The following is a 10,587-nucleotide window of genomic DNA, read 5'->3' as shown; positions in this document are numbered from 1 at the left end:
TGTTCGACAAGGTGCTGCTCACGGTGCACCCGGCCGACTGCATGGTGCGCGAATTTTTTGCGAACCGCCTGCTGCAGCAGAAGCCCGGTACCGAAGCGCGTGGCGGTGCACGCATGCCGCCGAGTCCGGCCGACCTGATGCTGCGCATGGTCAACCACATGGTCGACAGCTACCTCGAACTGCGCCGCCTGCTGACCCGACAGCTCGACTACCTGCAGCAGGAGCTGTTCAACCCGCGCAGCCACTTCACCAGCTGGCGCACCTTGCTCGATTCGCGCAACACGCTGCACATGCTCGAAGACACGTGCGAAGACCAGCGCGCCGCGATCACCGAATGGATCGACGCGCTCGACGAATGGCCTGACGAGGCCGACAAGGCCGCCGGCCGCGAGCGCGAGCTGCTGCGGGTGCGCTCGCGCGACGTGCTCGAACACATCGAGCGGGTGTTGGTGCATGTGCGGCGGCTCGAATCGTCGGCCGAGAACGCGGTGCAGATGCACTTCGCAGCGCAGAGCCACCGCACCAGCGAGATCATGCGCACGCTGACCGTGCTGACCGCGATCTTCCTGCCGCTGAACCTCGTGACCGGCTTCTTCGGCATGAACTTCGAAGGCCTGCCCTTCATTCACAGCGCGCGCGGCTTCTGGTTCACCTTCGGCTTCATGCTCGTGATCGGTGCGGGCCTGAGCCTGTTCTTCTGGCGCAAGCGTTACCTGAGCCGATCGCGCTGAACCGGCTGCCAGCCCTCAGGGCTGGCCGACGAAGAAGTAGACCGACTGGTTGCGCCCGTCGCTTCGGCCATAGGCCAGGTACACCGGCCCGATCGGCGTGTCGAACGCGAAGTACAACGACGCGCCGCGGTGCGAGCTGGTGGTGTCGGTGGTGCTGAGCTTGTCGGCGATCCGCCCGGCTTCGAGCGACACGCCCACATAAGCGCCGTCGAGCAAGCCCGGTGTGCTGACGCGGTAGTTGTAGACCAGCCGGCCGAAGCCCATTTCGCGGCCGAGCAACTCGCCGGTCCGGTAGCCCGAGAGCTGCAGGAAGCCCCCGAGTGTGAACAGCTCGTAGGTGGGCAAGTCGCGGTTGCCAAGGCTGCGTGCAGCCCGCAGGCCGAGCTGCACCGAATGCGCGCCGCTCGACAGCGCCGAATTGAAGTTGGCCGAGAAGCGCGTGTAGTTGTCGGTGGCGCCGAGTTTCTCGCGCGAGGCGTAGACCTGCACGTCGGCGGCATAACCGGAGCGCGGGAAGCGCAGGTTGTCGAGCGTGTCCAGGCGCACGCGCGCGTCGAGCCCACCCATCTGCGTGGGCGGCACGAACACCGAACCGGGAATGAAACTGGTGTCGGTGGCCAGCTTCAGGTGCCCGCGCACCCAGCCGATGCGGGCTTCGCCGAAGGTGCCCAGCGGCACACCGAGGTCGATGCCCGCGCCGTAGGTCGCCCGGCGGAAACGCGCGAGCCGCGAGCCATTCAGGTACAGGTCGAAAGGCTCGCGCGATTTTTCGGCGTGCAGCGCCACGAACACGCGCTGCGCGTCGGTGAGCGGTTGGTAGAACTCGGTCGCAAGACGGTCGGTGTGACCGACCTGCAGGTCGTTGCGCCACTCGGCGCCCAGGCTGTTGAGCCAGGTCCAGCGGTGGGTGGCGACGAGCGTGAAGAACGAGTCGCCGCTCAGGTCCGACGACAAACCCAGGCCGAAGCGCAGGTAATTCGGGCCCCACGATTTTTCGGTCACGTCGGCCGTCAGCACGCGGCCCAGCGCCGGTTCGTCAGAAAGCGAATAGCTCACTCGCTCGAAATAGCCGCGGGCGAAGATGCGCTTCAGGTCTTCGTCGGCGACCGCCGGGTCGAGGTCGCTGCCGGCCAGTGTGCGGATGGCGCTGGCGATCACTTCGGGGTTGACGATGCGCGTGCCGCGCACCCGCACGGCGTCGATGCGCGCGCTCTGCGCCGCCGGCTCAGCCTCGCGCGCCGCGTGCCAGGCCGCGTAGGCCGGCGCGTCGATGGCGTAGCGCGCCAGTTGGTCCGTGGCCGCGCGCGCTGCCGTTTCGCCGAAAGCCGCCGCTTCGCCCAGTCGGTCGAAGTCACCGGTTGCCACCGTGCCGAGGTCGGGCGTGATGAGGATGTCGCGCGGGCCCAGCTCCCTCAGAGACTGGTTGACGTTGTTGGCCGTGAGGATACGAGAGATCTGGTCCGACACCGTGAGGATGCCGCGGATCTCGGAGCGCTTGCGCAGCGGCGTGCCGATGTTGACCGCGATCACGACGTCGGCGCCCAGGGCGCGCGCCACGTCGACCGGCAGGTTGCGCGACAGGCCACCGTCGACGAGCAAGCGGCCGTCGAGCTCGACGGGGTCGACCACCGCCGGGATCGCCATGCTCGCACGCACCGCGACCGCGAGGCTGCCCTTGTCGAGCACCACCATCTCGGAGGTGGCCAGGTCGGTCGCGATGGCACGAAAGCGGATCGGCAGGCGGTCGAAGTCGAGCACCCGCTGGCGTGCGGTGAGCTGGCGCAACACCGCCTCGATCGACACCCCCGCCACCATGCCCTTCGGAAAGGCCATGCCCTTGGAGGTGACGCCGATCTCGGGGCCGATGTAGTTGGTGGCGTCGTTGACCTTGTCGCGCAGCGGCGTCTCGGTGCGGTCGCCGTCGCGGAACAGCATTTCGGTGCGCAGGCGGCTCATTTCGCGGTCGATCTGCGGCAGCGGCATGCCGCTCGCGTAGGCCGCTGCGACGATGGCACCGGCGCTGGTGCCGACGATCACGTCGACCGGCACACGCAACTCTTCCATCACCTTGAGCACGCCCAGGTGCGCACCGCCGCGCGCCCCACCGCCCGACAGCACGAGGCCGATGCGCGGCCGCCCGAGCGGCGCAGCCGGCGCACTGGCGGGCGCAGCCGCCGGCACGGGTTGGGCCAGCGCCGCGCCCGGCACCGCCCAGCCCGCCGCGGCGCCGACGGCGCACGCCGCGAACCAGGCCAGCGTGCGCACGACACTCATGGCGCGTAAGGGTCGGCGAAGCCGAGCGACAGCATCAGGGCCGACTCGCGCGCTTCCATCACGCGCGCCTCGGCCTCGTCTTCGTGGTCGTGCCCCTGGGCATGCAGGGTGCCATGCACCAGCAGGTGCGCGTAGTGAGCCTCGAGCGTGAGGCGCTGCTCCTTTGCCTCGCGTTGCACCACCGGCGCACACAGCACAAGATCGGCCACCACCACGGGTTCGTGGGTGTAGTCGAAGGTGAGCACGTTGGTTGCGTAGTCACGCTGGCGGTAGTCACGGTTCAGCGCCTGGCCTTCTTCCGCACCGACGATGCGCACCGTGATCTCGGCCGGCGCGTCGAGCGCGGCGCGAATCCAGCGCACGACCTTGTGGCGCGGCAAGGCCGCACGATCTGCCGGGTCGGCGAACTGCAGCGACAGCGTGAGGGGCGGGCGCGCGGTTCTCATGAGCGCGCGGCGTCGTAGGCTTCGACGATGCGGGCGACCAGCGGGTGGCGCACCACGTCGGCCGACGTGAACCGGGTGGTCGCGATGCCCGGCACCCGCCGCAGGATGCGCTCGGCGTCGATCAGGCCGCTTTCGGTGCCGCGCGGCAGGTCGATCTGGCTCACGTCGCCGGTCACGACCGTGCGGGTGCCGAAGCCGATGCGCGTGAGGAACATCTTCATCTGCTCGGCCGTGGTGTTCTGCGCTTCGTCGAGGATCACGAACGCATGGTTCAGCGTGCGCCCGCGCATGAAGGCGAGCGGCGCGATCTCGAGCGTGCCCTTCTCGAACGCCTTGGTCACCTTGTCGACGCCCATCAGGTCGTAGAGCGCGTCGTAGAGCGGGCGCAGGTACGGGTCGACCTTCTGTGCCAGGTCGCCCGGCAGAAAACCGAGGCGCTCGCCGGCCTCGACCGCCGGGCGCGTGAGGATGATGCGTTGCACCGTGCTGCGCTCGAGCGCATCGACGGCGCAGGCGACGGCGAGAAAAGTCTTGCCGGTGCCGGCCGGGCCGATGCCGAAGGTCACGTCGTGGGCAAGGATGTTGCGCAGGTAGTTCAGCTGGTTCGGCGTGCGGCCGGCGAGGTCGGGCCGGCGCGTGCGCAGCGCCAGGCCGCCGGGCGACTCGCCACCGGTGGTGTCGGCCATCACGAGCTGCAGCTGCTCGGCGCCGATGGCGCGTGCCGCCTGTTCGTAGAGCGTCTGCAGCAAGGCCATCGCACGCTCGGCGCGCGGCTTGGCGCCCTCGACCCGAAAGAACTCGTTGCGCCGCGAGATCGACACGTCGAGCGCCGCTTCGATGCTGCGCAGGTTTTCGTCGAGGCTACCGCACAGGTGCGCCAGACGCTGGTTGTCGGGCGGTTCGAAAGAATGGCGCAGGATCACGGTTCGGTGTGGGCTCGGGTGGGTGGCGAATTGTCGCAGCCGGAGTGTGGCGCAATCGTGGGAAACGGGCTGCCAGCGCCGGCGTGGGGCGCCGCCCATCCGTCACAATCTTTGCCGATGCTCGCCCGACTGCCTGCCCACCCCTGCCTGCGCTTGTGGCGCATCGCGTTCGCTTGGCTGGTGCTTGCGGCAGCCGGGTTCGCCCAAGCGGCCCCGACGCCGGTGCAGACGATCTCCAGTGCTTTGGCCTCCGCCAGCAACGCCGAACAGTTCCCGGTCGACACGCCCGGCAGCGCGGTGCAGTTGCCCGACGACTGGGACGATTCGCGCCCGCTCTACGAAGGCAGCGTCTGGTACCGCGCGCGATTCGACACGGCCGAAGGCAGCGACCCGAACGAGCTGCTCGCGCTGTACATCGAACGCGCCTGCAGCAACGTCGAGGTGCGGCTGAACGGCCACCCCGTCTTCAGCGGCGGGCGCCTGGCCGAGCCGGTGACGCGCAACTGCCTGTACCCGCAGCTGGTGACCCTGCCTGCCGCGCTGCTGCGCGAACACGGCAATGTGCTCGACCTGCACGTGGTGGGCCACGCGCTGCAGCGGGTCACATCGCGGCAGCGCGCCGCCGGCTTGTCGGCGCTGCAGGTGGGCCCGCAGGCGGTGCTGGCGGCAGAACATGCGCGCCGTCTGTTCTGGAGCGTCACCTCGGTGCAGATCGCCAGTCTCGCGCTGGCGGTGCTGGGCTGCGTGATGGTGGCGCTGAGCTGGATGCAGCGGCGCGAGGCCTATCTCGGTTATTTCGGCTGGCTCTCACTGGCCTGGGCCCTGATGTCGCTGCGGCTGTGGTGGCGCGACATGCCCTTGGACAACGCGGTCGTCGAGTTCCTGTTCTGCACCGCCTTCGCGCCCGTGACGGCCCTGGCGGTGCAGTACCTGATCAGCTACACCGACCTGCGCTCGCGCTGGATCGAAGCGGCGCTCGCGGTGCAATGGGTGCTGCTGCCGCTCACCTTGCTGGTGGCCGGCCCGGGCCGGCTGTTCATCATGGCTTCGGTCTGGTACGTGCTGCTGCTCATCGAGGTGCTGGCCGCCATCGGCCTGCACCTCTACGTCACGTGGCGGCGCAAGCGCCACGAGTTCTGGCCGATGGCGGTGCTGCTGGCCGGCGCCACGGCGATGGTGCTGACCGAACTCGCGGTGCAGCACGACCTCGTGGCCCTGCCACGCGTTCAGTGGCTGCACTTCGCGCTGCCGCTGCTGTTCATCGGCATCGCCGCGCGGCTGTTGCAGGTGTTCGCGCGCTCGCTGCAGGCGGCAGAAGCCGGCCGCACCACGCTCGAAGTGCGGGTCAAGGAGATCACCGCCGAGATCGAACAGAACTTCGCGCAGCTCGCCGAAATGCGGGTCGAGCAGGTCACCGAGAAGGAACGCAAGCGCATCGCCGCCGACCTGCACGACGACCTGGGCGCCAAGCTGCTGACCATCGTGCACACGAGCGAGAGCGAGCGCATCTCCACGCTGGCACGCGAAGCGCTCGAAGAAATGCGTTTGTCGGTCCGCGGCCTCACCGGCAAGCCGATGCGCCTGGCCGACGCGCTGGCCGACTGGCGCGCAGAAACCGTGTCGCGCCTGGGCCAGGCCAACATCGAGGCCGACTGGCGCGGGCCGGCCGAAGAGGTCGACCAGCTGCTGCCGGCACGCGGCTTCGTGCAGACCACGCGCATCCTGCGCGAAGCGGTAAGCAACATCATCAAGCACAGCGGTGCTTCGCACTGCAAGGTGCGCTGCTCGATCGGCGAGCACGAGTTCGGGCTGATCGTGCAGGACAACGGCAAGGGCATCCCGATGGAGCTCGACGGCAAGCTCGACCGCGGCCACGGCATGTCGAGCATGAAACACCGCGCCAAGCAGATGCAGGGGCAATGCCTGGTCGAGTCGGGGCCGGGGTATGGCACCGTGATCAGGCTCACGCTTCCGCTCTGACACCACGGCGCGGCCGGCCAGCCGAGGTGGCCGGACTGTTACGATGTTTTCGGGCGCGCGTTCGCGCCTGAAAGCGAGGGCCTCGCATGAACAACATCCTGCTGCTCGAAGACCTGCCCGAGATCCGCTCCTGGCTCAAGGTGCTCATCAAGGGCGTGTTCCCCGATGCGCAAATTCACGAAGCTGCGCGCGTGCACGACGCGCTCGGCCTGGTCGGCGCCGTGAAGTTCAACCTCGCGCTCTGCGACCTCGGCCTGCCCGACGGCTCGGGCGTCGACGTGGTGGCGGCGCTGCGTGAACAACAGCCCGAGTGCCAATCGGTCGTGGTGACGATCCACGACGACGACGACCACCTCTTCCCTGCCCTGCAGGCCGGCGCGTTCGGCTACCTGCTGAAAGAGCAGGCGCGCGAACTGATCGCCGAGCAGCTCAAGCGCATGAGCGCCGGCGAACCGCCGCTGTCGCCTTCGATCGCCCGCCGCGTGATCTCTCACTTCGCGTCGCAGACACAGCGCCAGGAACGCCCGCAGAACATGCCGCACGTGGCGCTGACCGAGCGTGAGAACGAAGTGCTGCTGCGCGTGGCCAAGGGTTACACGCTGCCCGAGATCGGCGTGCAGCTGAACCTGTCGCGCCACACGATCGCCGACTACGTGAAGCAGATCTACCGCAAGCTCAACGTGAGCTCGCGCGCCGAAGCCGCGCTGGAAGCGCAGCGGCTCGGGCTGTTCCGCAGAGCATGATCGGCAGGCTCACCGGCACGCTCGCGGGCAAATCGCCACCGCAGATCCTCGTCGACGTGAACGGCGTCGGTTACGAAGTCGACGTGCCGATGAGCAGCTACTACAACCTGCCCGCGCTCGGCGAGCGCGTGGTGCTGCTCACGCACTTCGTGGTGCGCGAAGACGCGCAGTTGCTGTTCGGCTTTCTCACCGCGGAGGAGCGCGCCACCTTCAGGCTGCTGGTGAAGATCTCGGGCATCGGCCCGCGCATGGCGCTGGCGATTCTCTCGGGCCTGAGCATCAACGAACTCGCACAAGCCGTGAGCCTGCAAGAAAGCGTGCGGCTCGTGAAGGTGCCCGGCATCGGCAAGAAGACCGCCGAGCGGCTGCTGCTCGAGCTCAAGGGCAAGCTCGGCGACTCGCTCGCCGCGCCGGCCAGCGTGAGCAGCGGCGCGCAGGGCGACATCCTGCAGGCGCTCGTGGCGCTGGGTTACAGCGACCGCGAGGCGGCGGCCGCGCTCAAGGCGCTGCCGGCCGACGTGGCGGTGAGCGACGGCATCAAGCTGGCCTTGCGCGCGCTGGCCAAGTAGCGCGCTCGGCGCTGCGGCGCTTCAGTGTTTCATGCCGTGGTCGGCGCCCGGCGCCTCCACGTTCACCGTCACGATCACTTCGCCGGCCTTCTCGAACTTCAGCTTGACCGGGAACTTGTCGCCGACCTTCAGCGGCTCTTTCAGGCCGATGAACATGACGTGGTAACCCCCGGGCTTGAGCTCGACCGTCTTGCCGCCCGGCAGCGTGATGCCCTCGACCTGGCGCATCCGCATCACGTCGCCTTCCATCTTCATTTCGTGCAGCTCGACGGTCTTCGACACCTCGGCGCTGACCGACAGCAACTTGTCGTCGGCACCGCCGTTGGCGAACTTCATGAAGCCGCCACCGGTCGGCTGGCCCGCCGCCGTGGCACGTGCGTAGGGGTGGCCAATGGTGATGGCGCCGGCCTTGAATTCGTGGGCCTGGGCCGCGAAGGCCGCGAGCGTGAGCGCGGTGGCGCCGACAAGAGAGTTGAATCGCATGGTTTTCTCCTTCAATGACGTGGTTTTCACAGGTCGAACTTCAGTTCTGCGCTGTAGCTGCGCTGCGGATAGGGGTGGAAGTTCCAGTACGCGTAGTTGTTGAGATTGTCGATGCCGATGGCCGCCGACCATTGGCGCGTGACGCGGTAGTGCACCCGAAGGTCGGCCGTGATGTACTTGCTGACGCCCTGGTAGGTGAAGCCGTTGACGTCGGCGTTGTTCAGGGTGCGGTACTGCGCGCCGCTGTAGCGCACGCCGAGGGTCGTGGAAAGCGCCGCATCGAAGCGGTAGCTGGCCAGCGCCGTGGCCCGCCACGTCGGGATGTTGGGCTGACGCTTGCCGATCGTGTCGCCGGGGGCGGCAACGAAGCCGTCGTTCTCCTTGATCACCGAGTCGGTGTAGGTCGCGCTGCCGCTCAGGTCCAGCCCGCCGAGGAACACGTCGGTCCCGCTCAATGCCAGCTCGAGGCCGCGGGTGCGGATGCGCCCGACGTTCTGCACCCGGCTGATGTTGCGGTTGGCCGCCGGGTCGAAGGTGGTCTGCGAATAGAGCGAGTCGCGCGTGTTCTCGGTGAACAAGGTCGCGCGCAACAGGGCTTCGCCCAGCGTCTTCTCGGCCGTGAGCTCGGTCGTCACCGACTTCTCGGGCTTTAGGTTCGGGTCGTTGATGTACTGCGAATTGGCCGTCGAGGTGGCACCGTAGAGCTCGCCGACGGTGGGCATGCGCACGGCCCGGCCGGCCGAGGCCTTGAGCACCAGGTCGGGCAGCGCCTGGAATGCGAGTGCGGCCTTGGGCGACAGGTAGTTCTCGTTGCGCGACGGATGGTCGAGTGTGCTGCTGGCCGAGAACGCGGTGCGGCCCTCGTACGCGTGCCAGTTCTCGGCGCGCAGGCCGAGCACGGTTTTCCAGCCCGGCGCGAAGGCCCACGCGTCCTGCGCGAAAGCACTGATCAACTGCGTCTTGCCGCCGACGCTGCTGGCGAGTGCGCCAGCAGGATCGGCGAGCCAGTTGCCGACGATGTTCGACGTACGGTACTTCAGCCGGTAGCTGTCCTGTTGCAGGCCGACGTCGACGATGTGTTCACCCTGCATGCCGCCGGGTCGCCAGATGCCCTTGAACGCGAGATTGTTCCACCCGGTGCCGCTGCCGTCGGCGATCGTGCCGGCACCGCCCGTCAGAGCGTTCGGCAAGGTGTTGCCGGCGGCGTTCTGGCGCTTGTCGTCCTTGCGGTAGTCGTAGAGGCTGGCCGCGGCCTCCCAGTCCCACACGCCCTGGGTGTTGCTCTTCACCGTGAGGCCATGCATCAGATGGGTCAGCTTCTCGCGGGTGGCTGCGAAGTCCGCGCCCGTGAGCGGCGCGAACGACTGGCCGTTGATGTTGATGGCTCCGGCGTAGACCGGCTGCCCGTTGGCGTCCTGCAGGTACGAGACCGGGTCGTTGTTCGAGGTGTTCTGCCACACACCCAGCTGGTAGTTTGCGCGGACTGACGGCGTGATGTCGTAGGCCAGCTTGAGTTTGAAGTGGTCTTGCTTGGTGCGGTACTCGGTGCCGGTGCCGATCACGTACCAGGGCTGGTTGGCGTTGTTCAAACCGGGCACGGCGCCAGTCACGGGGGTGCCTGCGGCGCCTGTGGTGCCGCTGCTCTGCAAACGCGTTGCGAAGGTCAGCGGCTGGCCATGACTGTCGGCGTGGTTGACGTTCAGCCACCAGGCGAACTCGCCGCTGCGGTTGCCGATCGTGGCATTCGTCTCCCAGGCGCGGTAGTTGGCACTGGTGTTGTAGAGCTCGAAGGGCTGGCTGGTGTAGCCGACTTTCGCGTGCGCTTCGAAGGCCTGTGGCATGCGTGTCGTGAACACCACCACTGCGCCCACCGAGTTGCCGGGGTAGGCGGCCGAGAACGGGCCGTACATCACGTCGACACGCTCGATTTCCTCTGGCGTGACCATGCCCCAGCGGGGCGGGAAGCTCAGGCCGCCGACACCGTTGCCGAGGTAGTTCGACAACAGGATCCCGTCGGCGTAGACGGCAGAACGCGCACTGTTGCCGGTGCCCGAAGCGCGGCTCGAAAGAATGGCGTGGTTGTAGTCGCCGATGTAGCGCTTGCGCACCAGCAGGCTGGGCAGGTACTTGAGCGCGTCTTCGCTGTCCGTCGCGTTGACGGTGCGCTCGAGCTGTTCGCGTGTGACGCCTTCCATGGTCGCCGGGATCTGCGTCGGCAGCGAGGTGGGCTGGCCGCCGACGACAGTGACCACGCCAAGCGATCTGACGGGCACGTTGTCGTTCGGGTTGCCGACCGGCGTGGTGGCGGCGGGCTGCACCGGCTCGACCGGGCCCGACTGGGCGCGGCCCGGCCAGGGCAGCGCCAGCAGCACGGCACCGGCCAGCGTCGAGAGGGGAAATCGGGAAGAGGTGGAGTTCATGTTGTGGTTCCTGAAGAA

General features: G+C 68.0%; 9 protein-coding genes. 4 read left to right on the top strand and 5 right to left on the bottom strand.

Going from position 1 to position 10,587, the window contains the following annotated elements; genetic code table 11:
* On the top strand, positions 1–731 hold a 731-nt coding region (locus AC30PD_RS07230), incomplete at its 5' end, for a magnesium transporter CorA family protein (RefSeq protein WP_489534962.1).
* Between the two features lie 15 nt (positions 732–746).
* On the opposite strand, the gene AC30PD_RS07225 is transcribed toward AC30PD_RS07230, so the two are convergent.
* From AC30PD_RS07225 to AC30PD_RS07215, 3 genes are read right to left on the bottom strand one after another with little or no spacing between them, the layout of a single operon-like run.
* Positions 747–3,005 (bottom strand): patatin-like phospholipase family protein, encoded by a 2,259-nt coding sequence (locus AC30PD_RS07225; protein WP_489534961.1) that lies wholly within the window; start codon positions 3,003–3,005, stop codon positions 747–749.
* Positions 3,002–3,451 (bottom strand): rRNA maturation RNase YbeY, encoded by a 450-nt coding sequence (gene ybeY / locus AC30PD_RS07220; protein WP_489534960.1) that lies wholly within the window; start codon positions 3,449–3,451, stop codon positions 3,002–3,004. Before ybeY ends, AC30PD_RS07225 begins: the two co-directional genes overlap by 4 nt.
* Complete coding sequence (locus AC30PD_RS07215; protein ID WP_489534959.1) at positions 3,448–4,374, bottom strand: PhoH family protein; 927 nt, start codon at positions 4,372–4,374, stop codon at positions 3,448–3,450. The genes ybeY and AC30PD_RS07215 overlap by 4 nt, the downstream gene beginning before the upstream one ends.
* 117 nt (positions 4,375–4,491) lie before the next feature.
* Here AC30PD_RS07215 and AC30PD_RS07210 point away from each other — a divergent pair, with 117 nt between their 5' ends.
* The 3 genes from AC30PD_RS07210 (at position 4,492) to ruvA (ending at position 7,666) form a co-directional block, all read left to right on the top strand.
* Entirely contained in the window at positions 4,492–6,354 is a 1,863-nt protein-coding gene (locus AC30PD_RS07210) for a sensor histidine kinase (protein ID WP_489534958.1), read from the top strand.
* 86 nt (positions 6,355–6,440) lie between these two features.
* Positions 6,441–7,097, top strand: coding sequence for a response regulator (locus tag AC30PD_RS07205; protein ID WP_489534957.1), 657 nt, complete (start codon positions 6,441–6,443; stop codon positions 7,095–7,097).
* A complete protein-coding gene (ruvA, locus tag AC30PD_RS07200) occupies positions 7,094–7,666 on the top strand; it encodes a Holliday junction branch migration protein RuvA (protein ID WP_489534956.1) in 573 nt (190 codons plus the stop codon). Before AC30PD_RS07205 ends, ruvA begins: the two co-directional genes overlap by 4 nt.
* A gap of 21 nt (positions 7,667–7,687) precedes the next feature.
* On the opposite strand, the gene AC30PD_RS07195 is transcribed toward ruvA, so the two are convergent.
* Together AC30PD_RS07195 and AC30PD_RS07190 are read right to left on the bottom strand one after the other, a co-directional pair.
* Complete coding sequence (locus AC30PD_RS07195; RefSeq protein WP_489534955.1) at positions 7,688–8,149, bottom strand: copper chaperone PCu(A)C; 462 nt, start codon at positions 8,147–8,149, stop codon at positions 7,688–7,690.
* 26 nt (positions 8,150–8,175) lie between these two features.
* Positions 8,176–10,569 (bottom strand): TonB-dependent receptor, encoded by a 2,394-nt coding sequence (locus AC30PD_RS07190; protein WP_489534954.1) that lies wholly within the window; start codon positions 10,567–10,569, stop codon positions 8,176–8,178.
* Positions 10,570–10,587: the final 18 nt, after the last annotated feature.

The sequence above is a fragment of the Rhizobacter sp. genome (assembly GCF_032229685.1).
Taxonomy (GTDB): domain Bacteria; phylum Pseudomonadota; class Gammaproteobacteria; order Burkholderiales; family Burkholderiaceae_C; genus LMDS01.
The sequence above is the reverse complement of the archived record's forward strand: the minus strand, read 5'-3'. Positions and strand labels throughout refer to the sequence as shown.